Origin of the sequence: Hyphomicrobium sp. ghe19, from assembly GCF_902712875.1 — a bacterium.
Lineage (GTDB): Bacteria > Pseudomonadota > Alphaproteobacteria > Rhizobiales > Hyphomicrobiaceae > Hyphomicrobium_B.
The window spans coordinates 3,444,552-3,469,859 of sequence record NZ_LR743509.1 but is presented as its reverse complement, the minus strand read 5'-3'; the positions used below and the strand labels follow the sequence as shown (position 1 = coordinate 3,469,859).

General features: G+C 62.2%; 22 protein-coding genes. 11 read left to right on the top strand and 11 right to left on the bottom strand.

Going from position 1 to position 25,308, the window contains the following annotated elements:
- Positions 1–11 precede the first annotated feature (11 nt).
- Positions 12–1,841, top strand: coding sequence for a DNA mismatch repair endonuclease MutL (gene mutL / locus AACL53_RS16415; RefSeq protein ID WP_339085609.1), 1,830 nt, complete (start codon positions 12–14; stop codon positions 1,839–1,841).
- 126 nt (positions 1,842–1,967) lie between these two features.
- Here the strand turns inward: mutL and bfr are convergent, their stop codons facing one another.
- Together bfr and AACL53_RS16405 are read right to left on the bottom strand one after the other, a co-directional pair.
- Positions 1,968–2,453, bottom strand: coding sequence for a bacterioferritin (gene bfr / locus AACL53_RS16410; RefSeq protein ID WP_339085608.1), 486 nt, complete (start codon positions 2,451–2,453; stop codon positions 1,968–1,970).
- Positions 2,454–2,599: 146 nt separating this feature from the next.
- On the bottom strand, positions 2,600–2,935 hold the full coding sequence (locus tag AACL53_RS16405) for a bacterioferritin-associated ferredoxin (protein WP_339085607.1): 336 nt from the start codon (positions 2,933–2,935) through the stop codon (positions 2,600–2,602).
- 298 nt (positions 2,936–3,233) lie between these two features.
- Between AACL53_RS16405 and AACL53_RS16400 the strand changes: the two genes are divergently transcribed.
- Positions 3,234–4,526 carry a sugar MFS transporter gene (locus tag AACL53_RS16400; RefSeq protein ID WP_339085606.1) on the top strand — a complete coding sequence of 431 codons (1,293 nt, stop codon included), beginning with the start codon at positions 3,234–3,236 and terminating at the stop codon, positions 4,524–4,526.
- Positions 4,527–4,659: 133 nt separating this feature from the next.
- Positions 4,660–5,739, top strand: a complete 1,080-nt coding sequence (locus tag AACL53_RS16395) for an HD domain-containing phosphohydrolase (protein WP_339085605.1) — start codon at positions 4,660–4,662, stop codon at positions 5,737–5,739.
- Here the strand turns inward: AACL53_RS16395 and rsmD are convergent.
- Together rsmD and AACL53_RS16385 are read right to left on the bottom strand one after the other, a co-directional pair.
- Positions 5,736–6,305, bottom strand: a complete 570-nt coding sequence (rsmD, locus tag AACL53_RS16390; protein WP_339085604.1) for a 16S rRNA (guanine(966)-N(2))-methyltransferase RsmD — start codon at positions 6,303–6,305, stop codon at positions 5,736–5,738. The two genes, AACL53_RS16395 and rsmD, sit on opposite strands and share 4 nt — an antisense overlap.
- Positions 6,305–7,099, bottom strand: coding sequence for a pseudouridine synthase (locus AACL53_RS16385; protein WP_339085603.1), 795 nt, complete (start codon positions 7,097–7,099; stop codon positions 6,305–6,307). The genes rsmD and AACL53_RS16385 overlap by 1 nt, the downstream gene beginning before the upstream one ends.
- A gap of 116 nt (positions 7,100–7,215) precedes the next feature.
- Here AACL53_RS16385 and AACL53_RS16380 point away from each other — a divergent pair, with 116 nt between their 5' ends.
- Complete coding sequence (locus AACL53_RS16380) at positions 7,216–7,677, top strand: nucleoside deaminase (RefSeq protein WP_339085602.1); 462 nt, start codon at positions 7,216–7,218, stop codon at positions 7,675–7,677.
- A gap of 164 nt (positions 7,678–7,841) precedes the next feature.
- On the opposite strand, the gene AACL53_RS16375 is transcribed toward AACL53_RS16380, so the two are convergent.
- A complete protein-coding gene (locus tag AACL53_RS16375) occupies positions 7,842–8,834 on the bottom strand; it encodes a patatin-like phospholipase family protein (RefSeq protein WP_339085601.1) in 993 nt (330 codons plus the stop codon).
- A 41-nt stretch (positions 8,835–8,875) separates the two neighbouring features.
- The gene (gene purD / locus AACL53_RS16370; RefSeq protein WP_339085600.1) at positions 8,876–10,153 is read right to left on the bottom strand and encodes a phosphoribosylamine--glycine ligase; all 1,278 of its coding nucleotides are present in this window, start codon (positions 10,151–10,153) and stop codon (positions 8,876–8,878) included.
- Positions 10,154–10,246: 93 nt separating this feature from the next.
- Between purD and xseA the strand changes: the two genes are divergently transcribed.
- On the top strand, positions 10,247–11,713 hold the full coding sequence (gene xseA / locus AACL53_RS16365; RefSeq protein WP_339085599.1) for an exodeoxyribonuclease VII large subunit: 1,467 nt from the start codon (positions 10,247–10,249) through the stop codon (positions 11,711–11,713).
- A 118-nt stretch (positions 11,714–11,831) separates the two neighbouring features.
- On the top strand, positions 11,832–12,077 hold the full coding sequence (locus AACL53_RS16360; RefSeq protein WP_339085598.1) for a DUF2093 domain-containing protein: 246 nt from the start codon (positions 11,832–11,834) through the stop codon (positions 12,075–12,077).
- Between the two features lie 14 nt (positions 12,078–12,091).
- Here the strand turns inward: AACL53_RS16360 and lpxK are convergent, their stop codons facing one another.
- Together lpxK and AACL53_RS16350 are read right to left on the bottom strand one after the other, a co-directional pair.
- Positions 12,092–13,120, bottom strand: a complete 1,029-nt coding sequence (lpxK, locus tag AACL53_RS16355) for a tetraacyldisaccharide 4'-kinase (RefSeq protein WP_339085597.1) — start codon at positions 13,118–13,120, stop codon at positions 12,092–12,094.
- A 3-nt stretch (positions 13,121–13,123) separates the two neighbouring features.
- Complete coding sequence (locus tag AACL53_RS16350; RefSeq protein WP_339085596.1) at positions 13,124–15,127, bottom strand: glycosyltransferase N-terminal domain-containing protein; 2,004 nt, start codon at positions 15,125–15,127, stop codon at positions 13,124–13,126.
- Positions 15,128–15,461: 334 nt separating this feature from the next.
- Here AACL53_RS16350 and AACL53_RS16345 point away from each other — a divergent pair, with 334 nt between their 5' ends.
- On the top strand, positions 15,462–16,070 hold the full coding sequence (locus tag AACL53_RS16345) for a fused DSP-PTPase phosphatase/NAD kinase-like protein (protein WP_339085595.1): 609 nt from the start codon (positions 15,462–15,464) through the stop codon (positions 16,068–16,070).
- A 29-nt stretch (positions 16,071–16,099) separates the two neighbouring features.
- Here AACL53_RS16345 and AACL53_RS16340 read toward each other — a convergent pair whose 3' ends face one another.
- The 3 genes from AACL53_RS16340 to ubiA form a co-directional block, all read right to left on the bottom strand.
- Positions 16,100–17,911: an ABC transporter ATP-binding protein gene (locus AACL53_RS16340; protein WP_339085594.1), complete on the bottom strand. Its 1,812-nt coding sequence runs from the start codon at positions 17,909–17,911 to the stop codon at positions 16,100–16,102.
- Positions 17,908–18,186 carry a DUF4170 domain-containing protein gene (locus AACL53_RS16335; RefSeq protein WP_339085593.1) on the bottom strand — a complete coding sequence of 93 codons (279 nt, stop codon included), beginning with the start codon at positions 18,184–18,186 and terminating at the stop codon, positions 17,908–17,910. Before AACL53_RS16335 ends, AACL53_RS16340 begins: the two co-directional genes overlap by 4 nt.
- 278 nt (positions 18,187–18,464) lie before the next feature.
- Complete coding sequence (gene ubiA / locus AACL53_RS16330; RefSeq protein WP_339085592.1) at positions 18,465–19,433, bottom strand: 4-hydroxybenzoate octaprenyltransferase; 969 nt, start codon at positions 19,431–19,433, stop codon at positions 18,465–18,467.
- 134 nt (positions 19,434–19,567) lie between these two features.
- Between ubiA and AACL53_RS16325 the strand changes: the two genes are divergently transcribed.
- From AACL53_RS16325 to AACL53_RS16310, 4 genes are all read left to right on the top strand, one after another.
- A complete protein-coding gene (locus AACL53_RS16325) occupies positions 19,568–20,314 on the top strand; it encodes a 16S rRNA (uracil(1498)-N(3))-methyltransferase (RefSeq protein WP_339085591.1) in 747 nt (248 codons plus the stop codon).
- Positions 20,315–20,416: 102 nt separating this feature from the next.
- On the top strand, positions 20,417–21,799 hold the full coding sequence (locus AACL53_RS16320) for a glutamate--cysteine ligase (protein ID WP_339085590.1): 1,383 nt from the start codon (positions 20,417–20,419) through the stop codon (positions 21,797–21,799).
- A 779-nt stretch (positions 21,800–22,578) separates the two neighbouring features.
- Positions 22,579–24,051, top strand: a complete 1,473-nt coding sequence (locus AACL53_RS16315) for an FAD-binding oxidoreductase (RefSeq protein ID WP_339085589.1) — start codon at positions 22,579–22,581, stop codon at positions 24,049–24,051.
- 14 nt (positions 24,052–24,065) lie between these two features.
- On the top strand, positions 24,066–25,289 hold the full coding sequence (locus tag AACL53_RS16310; RefSeq protein ID WP_339085588.1) for an FAD-binding protein: 1,224 nt from the start codon (positions 24,066–24,068) through the stop codon (positions 25,287–25,289).
- Positions 25,290–25,308: the final 19 nt, after the last annotated feature.

The window sequence follows — 25,308 nt, the reverse complement described above, 5'->3', positions numbered from 1 at the left end:
GGACAGACGGGGTGGCGATCCGGCAGCTTTCGCCAGAGACGGTCAACCGCATCGCGGCGGGCGAAGTCGTCGAACGTCCGGCGAGCGTCGTCAAGGAACTCGTCGAAAACGCGATCGACGCGGGCGCGACGCAGATCGAGATCGTCATATCCGGCGGCGGCCTGTCGCTCATCCGCGTGACGGACGACGGTTCCGGTATGACGCCGGACGATCTCGTCCTCGCCGTCGAACGGCACGCCACGTCGAAGCTCGATGAAGAAGATCTCTTCGACATTCGCTGCCTCGGGTTTCGCGGCGAAGCTCTGCCGTCCATCGGCTCGATAGCCCGCCTCGAGATCAGGTCCCGCCCCGCGGATGCGAACCAGGGTGCGGCCGTCGTCGTCACGCGCGGATCGAAAGCACCGGTCGGCCCTGCCGCCGTCAATCGCGGCACGGTCGTCGAAGTGCGCGATCTCTTTTCCGCGACGCCCGCCCGCCTCAAATTTCTGAAGTCCGAACGCGCCGAAGCCATGGCGGTGACCGACGTCGTGCGCCGCCTCGCGATGGCCCATCCCGATATCGGCTTTACGTTGCAGACGGGCGAAAAGAAACCGTCGGTCTTCGCGCGCGGCGATCGTTCGTCTGCCGCGTGGCTCGAACGCATCGGCGCCATCATGGGCCGCGAGTTCATGGACGATGCGCTCGAAGTATCGGGTGCCGGAAGCGGAGCGTCCGCGCCGATGCGCGTGTTCGGCTTCGCCGGGCTACCGACCCTTCACCGGCAGGACAGCACGCAGCAGTTCCTGTTCGTCAATGGACGCCCGGTGAAGGACAAGCTGCTGATCGGCGCCGTCCGCGCCGCTTACGGCGATCTCATCCCGCGTGGCCGCTCACCGCTACTGGCGCTGTTTCTCGATGTAGCGCCGTCCGACGTCGACGTGAACGTCCATCCCGCCAAGGCCGAGGTTCGCTTTCGCGACGCCGGGCGCGTGCGTGCGCTGATGGTGCGGGCCCTTTCCGACGCCCTCGCGACAGCCGGTCATCGAGCGTCCGCGCAAGGCGGTGTGCTGACGGTTGAAAGCTTTGCCGCAGGCATCTTGCCGAGCGCGGCAGTCTCTCCGCCGCCTTCATCGGGTGCGGCTTACCAGTGGGTGCCGCCTCGCGCCGCGCCAGTCGTCTCCGGAAGCTTTGCTGCAGGGGCGCAGACGCCGTTTGCCGTGTTCGACGCGCCGAGTGCCGACGCTCGGACGTTCGCCGAGCCGGTAGCGGAGCAGACTGTCGACAAGCCGCTCGGCGCGGTACGAGCGCAGGTCCACGAGAACTACATCGTGGCCCAGACCCGCGACGGCCTGGTCATCGTCGATCAGCACGCGGCGCATGAACGACTTGTTTACGAGAAGCTCAAGGCGGCGCTCGCCAATGGTGGCGTCGCGCGACAAGGACTTCTGATCCCGGCCATCGTCGAACTCGACGATGACGACGCGGTCACGCTCGTCGCCCGCAGCGGCGAGCTGACGGAGCTTGGCCTCGTGATCGAAAGCTTTGGGGAAGGTGCAGTCGCGGTTCGCGAAGTTCCGGCACTTCTCGGCGAAACGGACGTCGAGGGCCTCGTCAAGGATCTCGCAGCGGAGCTTCGCAGCGACGGCACGGCGCGGGCGCTGAAGGACCGGCTCGACAGCGTGGCGTCACGCATGGCCTGTCATGGCAGCGTCCGCTCGGGACGTAGGCTGACGGTCGAAGAGATGAACGCGCTGCTTCGCCAGATGGAGGCGACGCCCTATTCGGGCCAGTGCAACCACGGCCGCCCGACATACGTGGCGCTGAAGCTCACCGATATCGAGCGCCTGTTCGGGCGAAGGTAAGAGCCGCCGATCCCTGCAAACGATTCTAATCATCCTCGGCATTATGCCGAGGATTCATTTCGCTATGGGGCTGTAGATCGATGGATCCTCGGGACAAGCCCGAGGATGCCATCAAATACAAACCAATCAGTCCGACTCGTCGCCGCTCTCGGCATTGAGCTGGCTGTAAAGCGCGACGCCGATGGAGTTGAGAAGTTCGAGCTGTGTCTCGAGGAAATCGATGTGGCTCTCTTCGTCCTTCAGCAGTTCGTCGAACAGCATCATCGATACGTAATCGCCGACATTGAAGCAGATTTCACGCGACGTCTTATAGTAGTCGCGGGCGATGTTCTCGCCCTTGAGATCGCATTCGAGAACTTCCTTAATGTTCTCGCCGATCATCAGGGGCGCGACGTACTGAAGGTTCGGATGGCCTTCGAGGAAGATAATCCGATCGATGAGCCGATCGGCGTGGTGCATTTCCTCGATGGATTCCTTGCGCTCTTTCTTGGCGAGCTTTTTGTAGCCCCAGTTATCGAGCAGCCGGAAGTGCAACCAATATTGGTTTACGGCACCCAGTTCGAGTTTCAGCGCCTCGTTCAACCGGGTGATGACTTCGTCGTTGCCCTTCATATGCCGCTCCCAAATACTTGCCTCACACCCCTGGGTTTCGAAGTCCAGAAGCATTCTAAAGTAGACAAGTAGCGGATTAGAACGGGCTTAACTAGAGGCTTTCCGCCAAAGTTGGCCGGAAGAAATAGATAAAGTTTTTCAGAGTTCTACGCGATTGCGCGGCGAGGCTGGCGCCCGCGGCGTGCGATTTCCGCATTGATGCGGTGCTGCCGCTGCACCCGCCGTTCCTCGATGCGGATGAGTTTGGCGCGCGCTTCAGCAAGAATAAACGGGCAAACGCGTGTCGTCTTCTCCAAGCGGTCCATGGCCTGATAAATGACCGCGACCGTTACGGGCGCACACGTGCAGCAGTTCATCTTTTTGTTGAGGTGCCGGAATACGACGCCCGGAGTCGGCAACAGGCCGGGCCCCGCGCTCATGATTTCGGAGACGGCGATATCGATATCGCGGTCAGATATTACGGCGCACGAGCAGACAATCAATTTCGGCTCCAATCATACGGGGTTCAAGGCCCCGGCATCGGACACCCGGTAGGGTTATCGAGCGTAAGTTGGTCCAAAAAGTATACTTTCGTCAAGCACCCTTTTTCCCCTTTGCAGATAGTACGCCGGGCGAGAGGAATCAAAATAATCTGAGTAAAATCGCGCTGTGGAGGTAGGCTTTGCCTGCGACGGGGCGTCGCCGCCATATGGTCCGGGCGATGATTTCCGCGCGAATTCGGCAGTACTCGTGGTTTCCTGATTGGTCCGACTTAGGATTATGCCGTTGCCAGAGCCCGCCTTGAGCTCATCGAGCCTTCGAAGCCCGGCGGATGAAACGGGCGGCGTCATCGCCATCGGCGTGCTTTTCTTCATCTTCGGCTTCGTGACGTGGCTCAACGGACCGTTGATCACCTTCGTCAAGCTCGCCTTCAATCTCGACGACGTGAACGCCTTCCTCGTGCCGATGGCGTTCTATCTCTCGTATTTTTTCTTAGCGCTCCCCGCATCGGCGATTTTGCGTCGAACGGGCATGAAGCACGGCATGGCGATCGGCCTATTCGTGATGGCGGCGGGCTCGGTCCTGTTCGGCGAGTTCACGACGATGCGCGAATATTCGGGCACGCTCGCCGGACTCTTCGTCATCGGCGCGGGGCTTTCGCTTCTGCAGACGGCGTCGAACCCCTACGTATGCATCCTCGGCCCGCACGAGACCGCCGCGCGCCGCGTCGCCCTCATGGGCATCTGTCACAAGTTCGCGGGCTTTCTCGCACCCTTCGTTTTCGCGGCGCTAGTGCTGAAGGGCGTCGATAGCTTCGAAGCTGACGTGGCGAGCGCGCCGACCGCCGAGGCCCGCGAAGCCATCCTCGATGCATTCGCCGCCCGCGTGCACGCGCCCTACATGCTGATGGCGGCATTGCTCGCGATGCTTGGCATATGGATCGTGCGCTCAGGGCTGCCTGACCTCAGCGCCACGCCCGCCGATGGCCGCGATCACATTGACGGTCGTCCGGCATCGAGCATATTCGCGTTTCCGCACCTCTGGCTCGGTGTGCTGTGCCTCTTCCTTTACGTCGGCGTCGAGGTCATGGCCGCCGACGCGATCGGTCTCTACGGAGCGGGCTTCGGCCTGCCGCTCGACGCAACGCGACTGTTCACATCGTGCACGCTCTTCGCCATGCTCCTCGGCTATGTCGCTGGTCTGCTCGTCATTCCGCGGATCTTCTCGCAGCAAACGTATCTCGCCGTCTCGGCGGCACTGGGCGTTGCGCTGACGATCGGCGCTTACCTCACGACGGGATATGCCTCGGTCGCATTCATCGCCGCTCTTGGATTCGCCAATGCAATGATGTGGCCCGCTATCTTTCCACTCGCGATCCGGGGGCTCGGCTCTCATACCGAAACGGGCTCGGCGCTCTTGATCATGGCGATCTGCGGCGGCGCGCTGATGCCGTATGCCTTCGGGCTATTGAAGGAGCACGTCGACTTTCAGCTCGCATATGCGTTGCTGGCAGCGCCGAGTTATCTATACATTTTTTATTATGGAATGAGCGGTTTCAGCCAAATACTCCGGAACAGAACGGCCGACCATTAGGCCTATCCGAGAGGTCCGTATTTAGCGGTCCATCATTGCTCGAAAGCGTTCAAATTCTGAGATATATAGCGATTTTTCAGTGAGATATGCTGGAAAGGGATAATTCATAGATTTCATATAGTGAATGATGTTTATGAATATTCTTATTGTTGATGATAGTCGCGCCAACCTCGCCTTTATGAGCGACTTCGTTCGCGCTGTGGGCGCCACTCCGCTGACCTATGCAGACCCGGCGCGCGCGTTGGCTGACGCGCCAAATCTCGACGTTGATCTGTTTCTGGTCGACTACAACATGCCGCAAATGGATGGCCTCGAAGTCATCGCCGCGCTGCGAAACGCACTGTGGTCCGCCGGCATCCCGATCGTCATGATCACCGCCAGCGAGGAAACGCCGGTCCGACATAGAGCCCTTGAGCTCGGAGCCACCGACTTTCTGCAACGGCCCTTCGATCATATCGATGCGAAATCCCGGCTTAGAAACTTGCTGAAGCTGAGAGAGGCACAAAAGAAGCTCAAGGATCGAGCCGCATGGCTCGCTGCGGAGGTGGAATCCGCCACCCAGCTCATCGTGAAGCGGGAGGAAGAAATCATTCTGCGGCTGGCAAGGGCGGCGGAATTCCGTGACAATGACACGGGCGCTCACATTTTGCGAATGGCCCGATATTCTTTCATCATTGCAAAGAGCCTCGGTCTCGACTCCGAGCTGTGCAGGATCATCTATCGCGCCGCACCGATGCACGATGTCGGAAAGATCGGCGTTAGTGATGCCGTGCTGCTGAAGCCGGCCGCATTGTCGGCTGAAGAGAGGGCGCTGATGGAGAAGCATACGCTTTTCGGCGAAGAGATACTCGCCGGGAGCGGCTCGCGCCTGATCCAGGTCGCGTCGGAGATCGCCGGCTCCCATCACGAGCGCTGGGACGGCTGCGGCTATCCGAGGGGGCTGAAGGGCGCCGAAATTCCAATCGTCGGTCGAATTGCTGCCGTCGCCGACGTATTTGACGCCCTGACGTCAGAGCGGCCTTATAAGCGTGCATGGAGCCTGGAAGAGGCCCGTGCTGCAATCGTCAAGGGCAGCAGCAGCCAGTTTGATCCTGATTGCGTCGATGCTTTCGTCCGCCGCTGGGATGCTATCGTTGAAGTCTATCGCGAGGCTGTCTCACGACAGGAGACGCCAATGAGTCAAGCGCCGCTCGAACCGGCGCCGGCCGCCTAGGCTCCGCCGCGAGAAAATCTAAAAAGCCGAACCTCCGTATCGCCGTAGGTCCGCGTATCGATCAGTTCGAATGCGGGAGGCGCAACAACGCTGGTGCCGGCCCGTTCCTCAAATACGCAGATCGCACCGGGCGTCAGCCAGTTGCCCTGGGCGAGAGCATCCAGCGCCTTTTCACCCAAGCCTTTGCCATAGGGCGGATCGAGAAACGCGAGATCGTACGGCTCCATATTGCCGGCCGGACCGAGGTCCGTCGCGTCGCGGCGGAAGATGCGCGTCTCGCCCGTGAGCCCGAGAGCTTCGACGTTCGTGCGAATGAGCGCGCGGGCGTCAGGTGCCTCTTCGACGAAAAGACAGTAGGCGGCCCCGCGCGACACGGCTTCGATGCCGAGCGCGCCTGTGCCTGCGAAAAGATCGATGACGCGCGCACCGTCGAGCGAGAAATTCTCGATGCCGTGCGCGAGAATATTGAACAGGCTCTCCCGCACGCGATCCGACGTCGGGCGAATTTTCATGTCATCGGGCGCTTGCAGAGGGCGTCCGCGGAACCGTCCGGCAACGACCCTCATCAATCGTCCGCCTCGCTCGCGGCCTTGCCGCGCGCGTGTCGCGCCTTGCGGTCCGCCTGACTTTCGGAAAACCCGAGCGCTTCGGACGCCTTCGGTCCGAGCTGCTGAACGAGGATGCGCCGCCGCACCGCTTCGACCCCGCCGGGGGCAAGATCGAGAAGCTGGAACGGCCCGAACGAAATACGGATGAGGCGGTTCACGACCAGCCCGAGGTGCGCGAGCACATTCCGGACTTCGCGGTTTTTCCCTTCGCGGATCGCGATCGTCAGCCAGGTGTTGGCGCCCTGCACACTATCGATGGTGACTTCGATCGGTCCATAGATGATGCCGTCGATCGTGATGCCGTCCTTGAGATTGGCAAGATCGACCGGCGATACCCGGCCCTTGGCGCGCACACGGTACCGGCGCACCCAGCCGTTCGCGGGCAGCTCCAGATGGCGGGCAAGCGCGCCGTCGTTGGTCAGCAGCAGCAACCCTTCGGTATTATAGTCGAGCCGCCCGACGGAGATCACGCGCGGCATCTCAGGGGGCATCTTGTCGAAAACGGTCGGACGCCCTTCCGGATCGGAATGCGTAGTGACGATGCCTTTCGGCTTATGATAACGCCAGAGCTGCGGTGGCTCGGCCGAAGGCAGCGGCTTGCCGTCGACGAAAACCTTGTCGCTGGGGCTGACTTCGACGGCCGGTGTTCTGAGCAACTTGCCGTTGACGCTGACGCGGCCATCGGCAATCCAGCGCTCGGCCTCGCGGCGGGAGCAAAGCCCGGCGCGCGCCATCGCTTTTGCGATGCGCATCGGCCCGTCCCGCTTTTCAGGCGCGGGAGCAGGTCCGCGAGCGGCGGGTTCGGCGACTTTAGTTCTTGGTGGTCTGGCCATCGGTAACACTGAGCTTTCGGGAGCGAAGCGAGCTTATGACATCGAAGGACGCCGTAAGCCATATGTCCCTTGCGCTCGAAGAGGCGAAAGCGGCGGCAAAGCGCGGGGAAGTGCCTGTCGGCGCCGTCATCGTCTCGCCCGATGGCAAGGTTCTGGCGACAGCGGGAAACCGGACGCGAGAGCTTCGAGACCCCACGGCCCACGCGGAAATTCTGGCGATACGGACGGCCTGCGCCGAGGTCTCGGACGAGCGCCTCGTCGGCTGCAGTCTATATGTCACGCTCGAACCGTGCCCGATGTGCGCGGCCGCAGTCTCCTTCGCCCGCCTGAAACGCCTTTACTATGCCGCGAGCGACCCCAAGGGCGGCGGCGTCGAGCAGGGCGCACGCGTATTCAGTCAGCCGACCTGCCACCACGCCCCCGAAATATATCCCGGCATCGGCGAAGCCGAGGCGAGCTTCCTGCTGAAAGACTTCTTCGAACAGCGTCGCGATTGATCCGCCCTTGCGTCATCCTCGAACGGACGAGCCTGCGAGGCCGTTCGGGGATCCAGCATCAGAAACGCCGAAGGCTCCATATTGCGTCTTCGACGAGCCTTGCGCTGGATCCCCGGCCTTCGACGCGGCCATGCCGCGCTCGGCCGAGGATGACGTCCCGTCGCTTACTCAGCCTCGCGGCTTTTGCGGGGACGCGGAAGCAGCCTGCGCTTCGGCCGCTTAGCGATCGCGACGACCTTCTGGTCGCGATCTGCACCGTCGAGAACAGGCAAAGTCTCGACCGACAAAATGCGCGAAAGCTGCTGCTTCAGCCGTTCTTTCGCAGGTTGCGCGGCCGCGAGAATGTCGTCGTATTTCAGGAAGTCGAGAACTTGAAATTGGCTCGTTCCGGCGCTGATCAGAATGTCCGGCTGACTGATCTTCAGCTTTTCCTTGACGATGGAGCGCTCGAACAAAAACGCGCTGGAAAAGAGCGCCGCAAATGCGGTCGGCGCCAAGCGTCTCGGATCGGGAACGGGCGACCCGGAAACGTCGATGGCAACGACGATATCCGTTTCAGGCAGAAGCAGGTCGAACGGCAACGGGTTTGTAAGCCCGCCGTCGATGAAAGCGTGGCCGTCGATGACGACAGGCTGAAAGAGCACCGGCAGCGCCATGCTCGCGGCCACAGCGGTTCTGAGTGAGCCCTCGGTGAAGACCCTCGGTTCCTGATCGTAGAAATCGGAGGCGACGATCTTCAACGGGATTTTGCAATCGGCGAAAGTCTCCTTCACCTCTTTCGGCAGAATGACGTCGAGGACGACGAAAGGATCGAGAATGGCGTTTCTCGCGCCGAAGATGCTGAGGAGTTTTTGAAAGGGTTGTGCCGTCTTGGTGAACAGATCGCGGATCAGGCCGAAACGCTGCGAAAGAATGAACCGCGTATGATCGCACAGCTCGCGGCCTGATAGTCCTGACGCATAGCCGGCGCCATAGACAGCGCCGATCGAAGTTCCAGCGATCACGTCAGGCTTGATGCCGAGTTCATCGAAGGCCTCGATCATCGCGACATGGGCGAGACCGCGCGCCCCGCCGCCGCCAAGAGCGAGCCCGATCGTCGGCCGCTTGGCCGGAAGGGATCCATTCAACGGCGATGCTTTGGGGGGCTCGACGGTCATGCGTTGCCGGTATCCCGTTGTTCGCTAGAGCATAAGGTTGCTCACGTCTCGTTTCGCTGCAACGCGCGCCAGCCGATGTCCTTGCGGTAGAAGCCGCCCGGCCAATCGATCTTTGCAATCGCCGCGTAGGCGGCGTCGCGCGCCTCCGCGATCGTCTTGCCGCGGCCGGTGACGTTTAGCACGCGGCCGCCGTCCGCAATAAGACGTTGGTCCTCGCGGCGCGTACCGGCGTGGAAGATCTCGACATTCGGGGTCGCCTGAGCAAGCTCCAGACCCTTGATCTCCGTGCCTTTTTGAGGCGTCCCGGGATATCCGTTGGCGGCCATCACGACGGTCAGCGCCGCGTCGTCGCTCCAGCGGAGATCGAAGTTCGAAAGCACGCCGTCGGTCGTCGCGATGAGCGCCGCGAGCAGATCCGATTTGAGGCGCATCATCAAAACCTGCGTCTCGGGATCGCCGAAGCGAACGTTGTATTCGATGAGCTTTGGCCCGGTCGCAGTGATCATCAGTCCGGCGAACAGCACGCCCTTGAACGGCGTACCGCGCGCGGCCATTTCCTTGATCGTCGGCTCGATGATCTCCCGCATCACGCGGTCGCTCATCTCCGGCGTGACGACGGGCGCTGGCGAATAGGCGCCCATGCCGCCGGTGTTCGGTCCCGTATCGCCGTCGCCGACGCGCTTGTGATCTTGAGCCGACGCGAGCGCCAACGCGGTGACGCCGTCGCACAGCGCAAAGAAGCTCGCTTCCTCGCCGTGCATGAATTCTTCGATGACGACTTCGGCTCCGGCCGAGCCGAATGCGCCGGACAGGCACGCATCGACGGCGGCCTCGGCTTCTTCACGCGTCGTCGCGATGATGACGCCTTTGCCCGCCGCCAGACCGTCCGCCTTCACGACGATCGGAAGGCTCTGGGCGGCGAGATAGGTCTTTGCCGCCGCCGGGTCCATGAAACGGCCATAGGCGGCTGTCGGAATGCCGGCGGTGCGGCAAAGGTCTTTGGTGAAGCCCTTCGATCCTTCGAGCTGCGCGGCGCTCTTCGTCGGCCCGAAATAACGAATCCCGGCTGCACCGAGGGCATCTCCGAGACCGGCGACGAGCGGCGCTTCGGGGCCGATAACGACGAGTTGGATGCGCTCATCGCGGCAGAATTGAATGATGCCGTCTTGGTTGGTCGGATCGATGGGGATACATTGCGCCACGTCCGCGATGCCGGCATTGCCGGGAGCGCAGAAAAGTTTTGTCAGAAGTGGACTCGCGCTAAGGGTCCAGGCGAGAGCATGCTCGCGGCCGCCCGAGCCGAGGAGTAAGACGTTCATCAGGTCGCCTGTTGCAATCCGTGCCTTGGTGTAGCATCCGGGTGTAGCATCCAACGTGAAACAAGCAAGACCGCGAAACAGAACAGTAAGCTATTGAATTCAATTCCCAACACCAGCGAAGCCCGCCCCGGCGCCAATGCCCCGGAGTTCTCTGTGTCCGAACTTTCGGGCGCGATAAAGCGCGCCCTCGAGGACGGCTTCGGCTATGTCCGCCTCAAGGGCGAGATCTCGGGTTATCGCGGGCCGCACGCATCGGGACACTGCTATTTCGCGCTGAAGGACGACAAGGCGAAGATAGAGGCCGTGATCTGGAAAGGATCGTTCGGCCGGCTCCGCTTCAAGCCCGAAGAGGGCATGGAAGTCATCGCCCAGGGAAAGATCACGACGTTCCCTGGCTCGTCGAAATATCAAATCGTCATCGAAGCTCTGGAGCCCGCGGGCGCCGGCGCGCTGATGGCGCTGCTCGAAGAGCGCAAGCGCAAATTCGCGGCCGAAGGCCTGTTCGACGAAGCCCGCAAGAAGCCGCGTCCGTTTCTGCCGAAAGTCGTCGGCATCGTCACGTCGCCGACGGGCGCCGTTATTCGCGACATGCTGCACGGCTTCAACGAGCGCTATCCGGCGCGCGTTCTTCTCTGGCCGGTGCGCGTGCAAGGCGAGGGAAGCGCGGCTGAAGTCGCCGCAGCGATCCGCGGCTTCAACGCGCTCGAAACCGGCGGCAAAATTCCCCGGCCCGACGTTCTGATCGTCGCGCGCGGCGGCGGCAGTCTCGAAGACCTCTGGAGTTTCAACGAAGAGATCGTGGTAAGAGCGGCAGCCGAGAGCCGCATTCCGCTGATTTCCGCCGTCGGCCACGAGACGGATTGGACGCTCATCGATCTCGTCGCTGATGCCCGCGCGCCGACGCCGACGAAAGCCGCCGAATGGGCCGTGCCGAAGTATTCCGAGCTGATCGACGGGCTCGAAAAGCTCATGCTGCGCAAGCGAACAGCGGTTCGCCGCTCGCTTGAGGGCGCGAAAACACACCTGAAGGCATCGTCGCGCGGCCTGCCGAAACTGCAGGATCTCGTCGCGCTGCCGCGCCAACGCTTCGACGAGGCCGATCGCCGCCTCTCGCGGGCGCTTCTCGCCAACACACGAGCACATGCAACACGGCTCGCGCGCATCAGCGGACGTTTGTCTCCCGCGCCGATACTTCAGAAACATTCCCGCTGCGGCGAGCGGCTTCAGACACTCGAACGGCGCGCCGGCCGCGCACTTCTCAACCGCGTGGCGGTCAGTCGCAGGGTTCTTGATGGTAAAGCGGCGCTGCTCAACTCATTGGGCTATCACAGCATCCTGTCTCGCGGCTTTGCACTCGTCAGGAACGAGGCCGGGCAGACGATCCGGCAAGCGGCGTCCGTCGTCGCCGGGGCGATGCTGAACATCGAGTTGTCCGACGGGCAGATTGCGGCGAGAGCCGAAGGCCCGCTAAAATCAGGACCCGCTAAAGCCGATCCAGGAGCGGGTAAAACGCCGCGCCAAAAGCCCGGCGGACGCGGCGGACAAGGCTCACTTTTTTGATACGCTTAGGCTAAATTGGAAATTGGCGCGCCGCCTGAAATGCGTCATTCATAATGCGGCATTCCATCTGATGTCGGATGATGTCCGGCAGTAAAAGAACAGCACGGCTTGGAAGCTGATGAATCGAATTGAGAAATTTTTTGGTCTGCGTAACGAAGCCAAGATTCGCTATCTGGATGGCGAGTTCGAAGTGATGTCTCCGGGGGATTTCGTGCGCTGCGCGGTAACGGGCCAGCCCATCGCGCTTCCCGATCTTCGTTATTGGAGCGTCGACGCGCAGGAGGCATATGCCTCGGCGGAAATCTCCGTGCAGCGTTACCTCGAGCTTAATGCCATCGAACGTTCGAACGCGCCCGCTCGCTGAGCGAGCCAGCAGTACTAGCGAGCGATTGCATCACGGATCAGCCCGCGCATCACGTCGAGATCCCCGCCTTCGAGAGACGTTTTGATCGCGACGGTTTCTGCACGCTCTTTGAGCGCCCCGCGCGCGCCTGATGCTCCGGAAAGCCGCGCGATATCTTTTTCCGTAGTCACGAGAGCCGCGTTGCCGCGTTCGGCCGCTTCGATCAGATCGCGGGCCTCCGCCTCGCTGAACATGTGGTGATCGGCGAATGCCCTTCGCGCGATGATGTCGGCTCCGAGTGAAGCGAGAGTCGCAAAAAAGCGGTCGGGATTGGCGATGCCTGCAAAAGCATGCACGCGCCGGCCGCGAAACTTCGCGTTGTCGTCTTCAGCGCGCGTCTGAGCGGAAATGATCGGCGCGCGCGTCATCCCTTTGAGCCGATCAACGAAGGAACGGTCGTCCGCATCATCACTTCCGGTGAGCACGATCAGGTTTGCAAGCGCCGTTTGAACATCGAGTGGTGCGCGCAGGGGGCCTGCAGGAATGACGAGCCCGTTGCCAACGCCGCGTTTCGCATCGACGAGCGCGATAGCAAGATCCTTCGCGAGCGCCGGATTTTGCAAGCCGTCGTCCATGATGATGACGGCGCGTTTCGAAGCCATGCTCTCGATCACTTCCGCGCCTTTGCGGCGATCGCGCGAGACGACCGTCGGCGCAGCACGGGCAAGAAGCAGCGGCTCGTCCCCGACGTCGCGCGCCGTATGGAGATCGGCACTGACGCGCACCGGACCCTCGAGACTTCCACCGTAACCGCGCGAAAGAAACCATGGCTCGCGATCGTCTTCCGCGACGAGCTTGGCAATGAACAAAGCGAGCGGAGTCTTGCCCGAGCCGCCGGCCGTGAAGTTTCCGGCGCAGATAACGGGAAGCGCCGAGCGATAGGGATTTGCGTTCTCAATGCGGCGGCTTGCGATCCGGCCGACGATGCTGCCGATTGGAGAGAGAAGTGCAGTCTGCCATCCGCTGCCCGGCCCGTACCACCAGCTCGGTTCAGAGATGGGCACGCATCACGCTCGCTGTTTTTCAAGCAATGGCTGAATGGCGCCGAGCGTCTTGGCGAGCGCGCCGCCCATGGACTGAAGCGCCAAGTCTGCGCCCTGCCGCATGCGCTTGGCCGCGGCTTGATCGGCTAGCAGCAGCGTAACCTGCCGCGCGATGTCGTCGGACGACCTGACTTCGACGGCGCCGCCCTCGCGGAAGAGCGCGGCATACGCATCGCGAAAATTGTGCGTGAACGGACCGGTTAAAACGCACGAGCCGAGACGAACGGCTTCGATCGGGTTTTGACCGCCATGCTCGACCAGAGATCCGCCGACGAGCGCAACGGGCGAGATCGAATAGAATGTTCCAAGCTCGCCAATCGTGTCGGCGACGTAGATCTCGGTATCGGTCTCGGGTGCGGAGGAGCGCGAGCGCAGTTGCGTTCTGAGCCCGAGGCCGCCGAGTGACGCCGCAAGGCCGCCGCCGCGTTCCGGATGACGAGGAACGATGATCGTCAGCAGTCCTTCGATATCGCGCCTCATCAGCGAATGCGCCGCGGCGATCACCGTGTCTTCGCCGGGATGGGTGCTGGCCGCGAGGAACAGCGGACGCTGGCCAACGGCGTTCTTCAGCGACGCCAGCAGATCCGCGTTGACCGGAGGTGGCGGTGAATCGATTTTCAGGTTGCCGGCCGTGATGACGTTCGGGGCACCGAGACGCTTCATCGCCCGCGTAATCTGCGAATTCTGCGAGAGCACGGCCGCGAAGCGCGAAAACAGCGGCCGGCCGACGGCCGCATATTTGCGCCAGCGGCTGATGCTGCGTGGTGACATGCGCGCGTTGACGAGCACGAGAGGAATTCCCCGCTCCGCCGTTCCGAGAATGAGATTCGGCCAGATGTCGGATTCCGTAAAGATCGATATCGACGGCTTCCAGTGATCGAGAAAGCGAGCGACGTAGTGGGGAACGTCGAGAGGCACGTACTGATGCAATGCCCGTGGCGGCAAGCGATGCGCCGCAATCTCCGCTGATGTTTTCGTTCCCGTCGTCAGCAGAATGTGAATGTGCGGATTGGCGTCGAGCAGACTGTCGATGAGCGGAAGGATCGCGTTCGTCTCGCCGACGCTCGCCGCATGAACCCACACCACCTGTCCCGCGGGACGCGGCCGGCCCGCAAAGCCCAATCGTTCGCCGCGGCGGTTCGGATCTTCCTTACCCTGCTGTCCGCGCATGTTGAGAAGCAGCGGCACCGCTGGCCGCAACGCTGCTGTTCCGGCGCGATAAGCCTTGAGCACGAGGCCTGGCGTCGGCGCCGAGGCCGCCGCAAGGACATCGAGCGGCGTCGCTCGCTTGATATCGGCACCGGCAAGTTCGTACGCCCGGAGCGTCGCGGTGTTGAGCGCGGTCTCGAGCTCGACGCGTTTTGATTCGAGCAACTCCGCGTCCGCCTCGCTCGGAACATGAATTGGTTCGCCGACGACGGCTGCAAGTTTCGAGTACGGCAGATTGATCGTCAGCCGGCTCCAGGTATCGAACGACGCGAAACGTTTCGTGGCGAGCGCGACGGGAACGATAGGCCGACCCGACATGCGCGCGATCGTGACGATGCCCGCGCCCGCAACCCGCGCCGGCCCCGGCGGGACGTCGGCCGTCATCACGAGTGACGAGCCTTCGGAAAGTGCCTGCAGCGATGCGCGAAGAGCCGCCGCGCCGCCGCGATCCTTCTTGCGCCAGCCGGCCCCCGCGCCGCGAATGAGTTGAACGTCGATGGCTTGTAATGTTTCGCTGATGATCTCGGCGTCGCCGTGCCGCGCGACCATCGCTGAAATCCTGACGTTTTCAGGACGAAGCGTCGCGATCATCATGAACTGGCCGTGCCAGCACGCGACGATACAGGGGTGGGTATCGCTAAGCCGGTCCATCAGGTCCGGCGGTTCGTGAATAACCTGAGACGAATTGGCCACGTGGCGGATAAGGCGCGCCAGCGTCGAGCCGCCAAGTCGCACGAGCCTCTTCTTGATTTCTGCCATGCGGCAATGGCTGCCTTATCGTTGTAACGCGAGAAAGTGCAGGACGAAGCTTGATTGTGTTTAGCCCCTTGCGGGTCGTTGCTATAGCTAATAACTAGCAAGTTCAATCACGATGGACCGCGGCTTCTTGTGAACAACGAGTAGGATTAAAGCTGGCCCTATCCGCAAGGCTGCCCGCGAATCGGGAGCATCGAGACAACTCCTGATGGCAAGCCCTCTCAAAGAAGCAAAGCGTGGATTACGCCGTACAAGCGGTGCACTTTTGCACAGTGCAGTGCATTCCCCCCCGTCCTGGCTTGGGACGCGATTCGCATCGGCCCTTTGCTACGCCGAAATGCTGCTGATCGATTATGGCCTCGTGCGGACCATTTACAATAATCGCCATCGCGTGGGCAGGGATGCGTGGCGCTCGGCGCAGCCCGCGCCCCATCACATCGCCTGGGCAGCCAGGCGCGGTATAAAGACGATCATCAATCTGCGCGGCGAGCAGTCCTATGGCACACGCTGGCTCGAGCAGCAGGCGTGCGCTCGCCATGGCCTCACGCTCGTCGATCTGACCTTGCGATCGCGCGCCGCGCCCTCACTCGCCGAATTTCAGGCAATGAAAGATGTGCTGGCAAAAGCTGAATATCCCATCCTCGTTCACTGCAAATCGGGCGCCGACCGCGCGGGCTTGATGAGCGTGATGATCAGTCATCTGCACGATGGGCAGCCGATCCGAGAGGCGGTGAAGCAGCTTTCCTTGCGCTACGGTCACGTCCGCAGCGCCGACACAGGCGTGCTGGATGCCGTCTTCCACCGCTATCTCGCTGACGAGGCCCGCACCGGGATCGCGTTCTGGGATTGGATCGAAACGGTTTACGATTCCCGCGAAGTGAACTCGACGTTCAAGGCGCGCGGTTGGGCGAACAGGCTCGTGAACAACATCCTTAACCGCGAATAGCCGAAGCCGGGCGAGCGTCGGCCGGATTGTCACTCGGCGATCATCGCCTGAGGCCCGTGCGCAGACCGGTTCAGCCGGGCATAAGCGCCGTTGCGGTCGATCAGCTCGAAATGTTTCCCGCGCTCAACGATGCGGCCCCCATCCATCACGCAAATCATGTCCGCGTTCTGGATCGTCGAAAGCCGATGCGCGATGACGAGGGTCGTGCGTGTGCGCGTGAACTTGGCAAGCGCCTCCTGAACCAGTTGCTCGCTTTCGTTGTCGAGCGCGCTCGTCGCCTCGTCGAGCAGCAGGATCGGCGCGTCCTTCAAGATGGCCCGCGCGAGCGCGACGCGCTGGCGCTGCCCGCCCGAAAGGCGGCTGCCGCGATCGCCGATCATCGTCTGATAGCCGCCAGGCAACGCCATGATGAAGTCGTGAGCCGCCGCCGCTTTCGCAGCCTCGATGATGTCTTCCGAGCTCGCACCGAGGCGCCCAAGCGCGATATTCGCTTCGATCGTGTCGTCGAACAGCGTGATGTCCTGGCTGACGATCGCGATCTGATCGCGCAGCGACGAGAGCGTGACGTCCCGAACATCCTGGCCATCGATCAGGATCTGGCCTTCGGTAACATCGAAAAGCCTGGGCACGAGATTGATGATGGTCGATTTGCCCGCGCCCGACCGGCCGACGAGGGCGACGGTCGATCCGCCCGGAACGTCGAGCGTGACGTCGTGCACGGCCCGTTCTTCCGACGCCGCGTCGTAAGCGAACCCGACCCCGCGGAAAGAGATCTGGCCTTTCGAAACACTGAGACGCTTCGCGTCCGGCTTGTCGCCGATCGTCGGCATCTCGTCGATCAAGCCGTAGAAACTTTCAGCTGCAGCAAGGCCCTCTTGAAGCCGGCCGGCGAGGTTTCCAAGCGCGCGAATGGGCTGCGCCGCCATGAGCAACGCGGTGATGAACCCCATGAAATCGCCAACGGTCGAAATGCCGTTCGAAATGCGCAAGTAGGCAAATCCGACGACGCCGGCGATGGCAATGCCGCCGAGCACTTCGAGGATCGGATCCATCCGCGCCCGAGTCCGCACCGACTTCATCTTCAGCCCGTAGATCTGCTCGAAGCTGTTGTCGAGGCGGTCGGCCGCGTAATTCTCGAGCTGAAACGACTTGATCAAGCGCGCGCCCGCGAGCTTTTCCGAGAGGAGCGAGGTCATATCGCCGAGGCCGCTCTGCGTCTGCTTGGCGACACGGCGGAGTCGTTGACTGATTGCGGCGACTGGCAAAGCCGCGAGCGGATAGACGCTCAAGACAACGAGCGTCATCGCCCAGTCCAGATAGAGCATCGCGATCACGAGCGCGATGACCGAGAAGGTGTCGCGGAAAATCGAGTTCAGCGCCGCCATCATCGCGCCTTGCACGAAGCCGATGTCGTTCGTCAGTCGCGACATCAGCCGGCCGGGTGTCTCCCGCGACAGCCGCGCGAAATCGGCGCTGATCAGATGCCGGAACGCGAGCTTCTGCATGTCGGACGTCAGGCGCAGAATGAAGCGGTTCGTCGCGACGGATTGCGCAAAAAGCAATGTCGCGCGCGCAATCGTAATGCCGACGATCGCCGTGAGCACGAACGGTAGCGCGCCATGCTGGTTGCCCATCAGCATGTCGAATGATTTCTTGATGACGGCCGGATAGCCGCCGGTCACCGCGGCAAGACACGCCGTCAGAAAAAGTGTCCAGCCAAGCTCCAATCGACGCGGCCAGACCCAGTCGACGACGAAACGGCGAAGCAGCGCGCGCGAAGCCGCATCGAGCCGAAGAGTCGGCCGCGGCTTCTTTTCGGGTTTGAGACGATTGGCCGTCACGTGGTGGATGTTGCCGGCTGAGCAGACTTCAGGCCATTCGGCTCGAGCAGCCTGTGCAGATGGACGATGAAATACCGCATCATCGCATTGTCGACCGAGCGCTGGGCTGCGTTCTTCCAAGCCGCATAAGCTGACTGATAGTCCGGATAGATGCCGACGATATCAAGCCCCTCGAGATCGCGAAATTCGTGGCCCTCGAGCGTTTCGAGTTCGCCCCCGAAAACGAGATGCAGGAGCTGCGGTTTTGAATCGGATGAAGATGAGGTCTGGGACATGGACGACTGTTCGTCTCCTGAACAAATGCTCCGGCGATTTTTTAAAAAACCGCGTGTGTGACGGCCGTCAACGGCGCAAAGCGTCCTCTGGCCAATCAGCAATCGCATAACTTCCGCGTAAGCATTTGTTTACGCTATTTCTTAAGCTCATCGGAAGAGAATTCTGCCAAGATTACATACAAAGCCGCGGAAAGCGGCTCGGAAGTTCGACGGTGAGACGGAACAGCGCGGCACGGGACCTCTCGGGCCGCGTTCTCGTCTGTGCTGTGCCGCGCGTCTCAACTGAGCCCGGCAAACCACGACAGCGCCATATCCGCCACAAGGCCCGCGAAGACGGCGAGGCCGACGTCCCGGTTCGACTTGAATCGCCAGAGACAGTTGGCGGAATTGTGAATATCGAGCGTCGCGACCTGCCACGACATCTGCAGGAACACCAGGACGACCGCGAGGAAATAGACGAGGTGGGCGCCGGCAAGTGCGCCGGCGGCGAGCCACAGAATTCCGGCGAGCCCGTACATCGCGCCGACGAATGAGACGGTGTCTTCGCCGAAATGCAGCGCCGTCGAGCCGAGCCCCAGAAGCGCATCGTCCTCTTTGTCCTGGTGCGCGTAGATCGTGTCGTAGCCGACCGTCCAGAACACGCAGCCCGCATAAAGGGCGAGCGCCGGAAGGCCGATCGATCCCTTGATCGCGGCCCATCCGACGAGCGCGCCCCAGTTGAACGCGAGGCCCAGCACCAGCTGCGGATACGATGTGAAGCGCTTCGCAAAAGGGTAAGCCGCGACGATGAAAAGCGAAGCGATGGCCAGCCAGATCGTGAAGCTGTTGAAGTTCAGGAGGACGACCAACCCGACGAGCGCCGTCGCGACGACGAAGCCAAGTGCGGCTTCCGGCGAAACTTGCCCCGAGGGCAGAGGACGATTGGCCGTCCGCTCGACGCGGCCGTCGATGTCGCGGTCGACCCAGTCGTTATAGGCGCAACCGCAGGCGCGCATCGCGAGGGCGCCGATGGCGAAAAGCACGAGATAGCCGATATTCGGCAGGTGATCGCCGGAGTTGACCTGGGCGAGGGTCTGAGACCACCAGCACGGAAACAGCAACAGCCAGGCGCCAATGGGCCGGTCAAATCGCCCGAGCCGAAGGTACGGCTGCCACGATGCCGGCGCCCATCGATCGACCCAGTTCGAGGGCAGTGCATCCGCAACACGCAATGTCGGCTTGGGCGAAATCTCGGCACCCGTCGTCAATTGATGTTTCTCCGGCAACTTTGGCAAAGACCTATCCGGCCCGTCGCCCAGACGCAATATGGTGGGAGACGCAATACGGGCCCATGGGTGCGACATACGTTTGACTGCAAGCGCGGCTTCGATAAGACCGCATCATGGCTATCCGCGACCTGACTTCAGAACGACTATTTGTCGACGACGATCTTGCCCCCGCCAAGCTCTTGGAGCTTGAGCCGCCGCAGGCACACTACCTGACGGGCGTCCTGCGTCTGCGGCCGGGGGCAAAGCTGTTGGTATTCAACGGCCGGGATGGCGAGTGGGTTGCGACCCTCGCCGAGGCGCACAAGCGGCGCGTCACGCTCCAAGTCGAGGAACAAACACGTCCCCAGGAAAGTGGCCCCGACATCGACTATTTGTTCGCGCCGCTCAAACGGTCGCGGCTCGATTACATGGTGCAGAAGGCGACTGAAATGGGCGCCGCGCGCCTCAGGCCCGTAATCACCGAAAGAACGGTCGCGGAAAGAGTTAACAGCGAGCGGATGCGCGCAAACGTGATCGAGGCGGCGGAGCAGTGCGGGATTCTGCAAGTGCCGGATGTCGACCCACCGGCCAAACTCGATGACGTTCTTGACGATTGGGACGAAGCGCGAAGCCTGATCTACTGCGATGAGCACGAGCAACTGTCTGACCCGATCAGGGCTTTGGAGAAGCTCTCAGCCGGGCCCCTGGCTGTCCTTATCGGACCCGAAGGTGGCTTTTCCCCGCGCGAGCGCCAGCGCCTCATCGGCAAGCCGTATGTCGTGCCGCTGTCGCTCGGGCCCCGAATCATGCGCGCCGATACCGCAGCCGTTGCCGCGCTCGCGATCGTCAACGCTGTTCTGGGCGATTGGCGCCGCCGTTAGCCCCGGTTGTTGGGGACGCTTGCCGTTCCCGCCGGTCCTCGCCATAAGGCTCAAGCCGCGGGGCGCACCCGCGCCGGTTAAGCAAGGCTGGGTCGCTCGGTAATGTCCACGCGAGAACAAGGCGCTGCGAGCGCGACGATCGAGACACGAGATGATCTCGTGCGCTGGATCGCGGCTGGCGAGAAGCCGAAAGCGGATTGGCGTATCGGCACCGAGCACGAAAAGTTCGTCTTTCGCACCGTCACGTTGGATCCCGTGCCGTACGGCGGCACCGATGGCATTCGCGCCTTGATGGAAGAGCTGATCCGCCGCTACGGATGGGTCGCGATCAAGGAAGGCGACAACGTCATCGCCCTGAAGCGCCCCGACGGCCAGAAGGGCGGCACGATCAGCCTCGAGCCCGGCGGCCAGTTCGAGCTTTCGGGTGCGCCACTCGAAACGCTGCACGAAACGGCAGCCGAAACCGACGAGCATCTGCGCGAAGTCATCGACGTCGGCGAAGATCTCGCCATCGGTTTTCTGGGCGTCGGATTTTCGCCGAAGTGGCGACTCGACCAGATCCCGCACATGCCGAAGAAGCGCTATCAGGTGATGACGCGCTATATGCCGACCGTCGGCAGCCGCGGTCTCGACATGATGTACCGGACCGCGACGATCCAGGTGAACCTCGATTTTTCGAGCGAAGCCGACATGGTGAAGAAGCTCCGCGTCTCGCTCGCGCTGCAGCCGATCGCGACTGCGCTGTTCGCGTCGTCGCCGTTCGCCGAGGATCGCCCCAACGGCTTTCAGTCGATGCGGAGCGAAGTCTGGCTCGACACCGACAAGCGCCGGACCGGCATGTTGCCGTTCGCGTTCGAAGACGGCATGGGCTACGAGCGCTACGTCGATTACGCGCTCGATGTGCCGATGTATTTCGTCTACCGGGACGGCAATTACATCGACGTCGCTGGTTCGTCGTTTCGCGATTTTCTGGCAGGCCGCCTGCCGGGGCTGAAAGGCGAGCTGCCGACCGCCGATGATTGGTCGGACCACCTCACCACGCTCTTCCCCGAAGTCCGGCTCAAACGGTTTCTGGAGATGCGCGGCGCCGACGCGGGGCGCTGGGGAACGATCACGGCGCTCTCGGCTTTCTGGACCGGAATTCTTTACGACGAGGCCGCGCTGGATCAGGCTTGGACGCTGGTCCGCGACTGGACCACCGAAGAGCGTGAAAATCTGCGGGCGGCGGTTCCGAAAACGGCGCTCGCGACGCCTTTCCGCACGACGACGGTCGCCAGCATCGCCCGCCAAGCGTTGCGCATTTCGCGGCACGGTCTCAAGAACCGGGCCCGCATCAACACCAAGAACCAGGACGAGACGGTATTTCTGGCCCCGCTCGAGAAGATCGCAGGCAACGGCCAGACCGTGGCGGACGAATTGCTGCGGCGTTATTCCGGGGAGTGGGAAGGCAACGTTGATCGGATCTTCGAGGAGTTTGCATTCTGATGGCGCCCGTTGGCAGGCGAGCCCGTTGCCTCAGGTTCAACCACCGGTTCAGGCCGTGTTCATGGTCGCGCGAGTAGCTTCCGCCGCTTGCCTAGGCTCAGCCGCCCAGCACGGCCCGGGGATGAGGAGGCGGTAGTTGTTTCAGGCTGCATCAGTGTCGATAAAATCGTTTAGAATGGCCGTGCTGGCTGTTCTGGCGGTGTTGGCTTTTGCTGCCGGTGACGCGAGCGCTGATCCCTGTGCCGATTCCTGCCGGTCCCAGCACAATTCCTGCCGGATGGCCGCAAAACTCCTCTATTCCGCACATTGCGACGCTCAGTTGCAGAGCTGCATCACCCAATGCTTCTCGGGAGCGCGGTCCCGGGACCGTGATCGGGACCGCGACCGCGTCAACCGCAGTCCGCGCGAGGTGCGACCAGACACCCGAGGCATGAACGAGCCGCGAGGCGGAGGCGCTGGCATGGGCGACCCTCGCGATATGCGCGGACCCCCGCCCCGTGAGTTTCACGATCCTCGTGATCAGGGCGGCCAGCGCGGGCTCGGCGGCGGCGACGGCCGTTGAAGGGGCGCGCTTTCTTCACATGTGCAACGACGGCGCCCATATTGCCGGTCACCGGCGCACGTGCGAGGATGATTAACGCCCGTGGCTACGCGCCGAGGTTGCCGCAGGCGGGATCGAATTTGGGATGCCCCGCCGTAAGCTGACGTAAGCTGACGGCCAGAGAGCGAACCCAAGAGCGAAACAGCCGACATGACTATTGGCTTGGAGACTGAAGACGATGCCGCATATCGAGCTGCCTGAGCCCGATGTTGGCGTCTTGCGGCGGCTACCCATTCTGATCGAAGGCCTCAAAAGCCGTGTCGGTCAGGATCTTCTGATCGTCGACGAAGATGGACGCCGGGCCTACGAGACGGACGCATTCACGGCTTACCGCCGCGTGCCCATGCTGGTCGTGCTGCCGCGCACGACCGAAGAAGTCTCCAAGATCTTGAAGTATTGCCACGAGAACGACGTCAAAGTCATTCCGCGGGGCGCAGGCACGTCTCTGTGCGGCGGGTCGTTGCCGACCGAGGACGCGATCGTCCTCTGCATCTCGAAAATGAACCGCGTCATCGAGATCGATTATGCCAACCGCTTGGCGCGGCTCGAAGCCGGGATAACAAATCTCCAGATCACGGCGGAGGTCGCTGCGGGCGGCTTTTTCTATGCGCCCGATCCCTCATCGCAACTTGCGTGCACGCTCGCAGGCAATCTCGCGATGAATTCCGGCGGCGCGCACTGCCTTAAATACGGAGTGACGACGCACAACGTCTTGGGCGTCAAAATGGTGCTGATCGACGGCACGGTCGTCGAGATCGGCGGCTCGGCGCTGGAACGCAACGGCTACGATCTCTTGAGCCTCGTCATCGGTTCCGAAGGCCAGCTCGGCGTCATCACTGAAGCAACAGTGAAGCTCGTCCCGGCGCCGGAAGGCGCGCGGCCGATGATGATCGGATTTCGTTCGCCGGAGGCAGCGGGCAGCTGCGTCTCCGCGATCATAGCAGCCGGTATTATCCCTGTAGCGATCGAATACATGGATCACGCGGCGGTCGAAGTCTGCGAGGCATTTGCCGGCGCAGGCTATCCGCTCGATGCGGAAGCATTGCTGATCGTCGAGGTCGAAGGCTCCGAAAGCGAAATAGGCATTCTGCTCGGACGCATTGCCGAAATCGCCGCTCGCTTCGATCCGAAAACAGTGCAGATCAGTTCGGACGCCGACCAGAGCGCGCGGATCTGGGCGGGTCGCAAGGCGGCGTTCGGCGCGATTGGGCGCATCTCCGATTACCTCTGCATGGACGGCACCATCCCGCTCGCACAGTTGCCTCACGCATTGACCCGGATCAGCCAGATCTGCGCCGAGTACGGTCTGAAGGTCGCCAACATCTTCCACGCCGGCGACGGCAACCTGCATCCGCTCATCCTCTACGATGCGAACAGCCCCGAAGAGGCCGAACGCGCCGAGCTTGCGGGCGAAACTATTCTGAAGCTGTGCGTCGAACTCGGCGGCTGTCTCACCGGCGAGCACGGTGTCGGCATCGAAAAGCGCGAGCTGATGACGACGCAGTTCTCGCCGACTGATCTCGCCGTCCAGATGCGGATAAAAACCGTTTTCGATCCGACGTGGAGGCTGAACCCTGCGAAGGTATTTCCCCTCGCCATTACCGAAGTCATGCGCGCTGGCGACGCCGCCAGCACACCGGAGGCTGCCTAGCAGATGGTGCGATCATGACTGAGCTTTTTCGCCCCGCCGCCGAGTGGGAATTGCAGTCCATGATTGCGAGGCTTGCGCGCGAGAAGCGTGGCATCGAGGTCGTGGGGCATGGCGCCCTTCGCAACACGGGCCGGGTCGCAACTGCGGACGTCGTGTTGACGACTTCCGGCCTCAAGGGCGTGACGCTCTATGAGCCGACGGAACTCGTCATGTCGGCCAGGTCCGGCACGCCCGTCTACGAAATCGAGGCGATGCTCGCGGCGCGCGGTCAGATGCTGAGCTTTGAGCCTGTCGATCTCGGACCGGCGACCGGCGCGCCGGGCGGCGCACTCTCCATCGGCGGCGTTTTTGCGACGAATTTTTCGGGCTCCCGGCGCATTTCGGCAGGAAGCGCGCGCGATAATCTCTTGGGCGTTCGCGCCGTCAACGGCCGCGGCGAGCTTTTCAAATCCGGCGGCCGCGTGATGAAGAATGTCGCCGGCCTCGACGTCGCCCGCGGATTGACCGGCAGCTGGGGAACGCTTGCCGTCATGACCGAAGTGACGTTCAAGGTCGCGCCGCTCCCGCAGACCATGCAGACGCTGGCCTTCGTCGGCTTGCCTGACGATTTGGCGATCGAAGCGCTCAATATCGCGATGGCGACCCCGCTCGAAATTTCGGGCGCGGTCCATCTCCCGAAGAATTGCGTCGACAGGCTCAAAGTGCCGAAGCTCAAAGGCGTCGGACAATCGCTGACGCTTCTACGTCTCGAGACGTTTGAAACCTCGATCGACGAGCGCAGGGAGAAGCTCAAGACGGCGCTCAAGGTTTACGGCAAGCCGATCGAACTCGATGCGGAAGACACCTTCAGTCTGTGGAGCGAATTCCGGACGCTTTCGATGATGCCGTTCTCGACCGAGACGAGCCTGTGGCGGATTTCCACCCTTCCGACGAAGGCGCCTGAAATCGTCGCCGCGATCCAAAAGTTCATGGATGTGGTTGCGTTGTACGATTGGTCGGGAGCGCTCATCTGGCTCGAAGTTCCGGCAGCAGCCGATGCCGGTGCAGCCGACGTGCGCCGCGCCGTTGCCGTTCGTGGCGGCCACGCGACGTTGATCCGCGCAGAGCCGGAAATCCGCAACACCGTCGAAGTCTTCGAACCCTTGAAGCCCGAGATCGAAAGATTGACACGCGGCATCAAGTCGGCCTTCGATCCGAGCGGCCTGCTCAATCGCGGGCGCATGTACGCCAATTTCTAGACACGTCAGTTCGATATAA

Excerpts from the sequence above, each read along its gene's own strand:
- bfr (WP_339085608.1), bottom strand. The coding sequence starts at position 2,453 with ATGAAGGGCAACGACGAAGTCATCACCCGGTTGAACGAGGCGCTGAAA.
- AACL53_RS16395 (WP_339085605.1), top strand. The coding sequence starts at position 4,660 with ATGAATATTCTTATTGTTGATGATAGTCGCGCCAACCTCGCCTTTATG.
- rsmD (WP_339085604.1), bottom strand. The coding sequence starts at position 6,305 with ATGAGGGTCGTTGCCGGACGGTTCCGCGGACGCCCTCTGCAAGCGCCC.
- AACL53_RS16385 (WP_339085603.1), bottom strand. The coding sequence starts at position 7,099 with ATGCGCATCGCAAAAGCGATGGCGCGCGCCGGGCTTTGCTCCCGCCGC.
- AACL53_RS16380 (WP_339085602.1), top strand. The coding sequence starts at position 7,216 with ATGACATCGAAGGACGCCGTAAGCCATATGTCCCTTGCGCTCGAAGAG.
- AACL53_RS16375 (WP_339085601.1), bottom strand. The coding sequence starts at position 8,834 with ATGACCGTCGAGCCCCCCAAAGCATCGCCGTTGAATGGATCCCTTCCG.
- purD (WP_339085600.1), bottom strand. The coding sequence starts at position 10,153 with ATGAACGTCTTACTCCTCGGCTCGGGCGGCCGCGAGCATGCTCTCGCC.
- AACL53_RS16360 (WP_339085598.1), top strand. The coding sequence starts at position 11,832 with ATGAATCGAATTGAGAAATTTTTTGGTCTGCGTAACGAAGCCAAGATT.
- AACL53_RS16350 (WP_339085596.1), bottom strand. The coding sequence starts at position 15,127 with ATGGCAGAAATCAAGAAGAGGCTCGTGCGACTTGGCGGCTCGACGCTG.
- AACL53_RS16345 (WP_339085595.1), top strand. The coding sequence starts at position 15,462 with ATGCTGCTGATCGATTATGGCCTCGTGCGGACCATTTACAATAATCGC.
- AACL53_RS16335 (WP_339085593.1), bottom strand. The coding sequence starts at position 18,186 with ATGTCCCAGACCTCATCTTCATCCGATTCAAAACCGCAGCTCCTGCAT.
- AACL53_RS16325 (WP_339085591.1), top strand. The coding sequence starts at position 19,568 with ATGGCTATCCGCGACCTGACTTCAGAACGACTATTTGTCGACGACGAT.
- AACL53_RS16320 (WP_339085590.1), top strand. The coding sequence starts at position 20,417 with ATGTCCACGCGAGAACAAGGCGCTGCGAGCGCGACGATCGAGACACGA.
- AACL53_RS16315 (WP_339085589.1), top strand. The coding sequence starts at position 22,579 with ATGCCGCATATCGAGCTGCCTGAGCCCGATGTTGGCGTCTTGCGGCGG.
- AACL53_RS16310 (WP_339085588.1), top strand. The coding sequence starts at position 24,066 with ATGACTGAGCTTTTTCGCCCCGCCGCCGAGTGGGAATTGCAGTCCATG.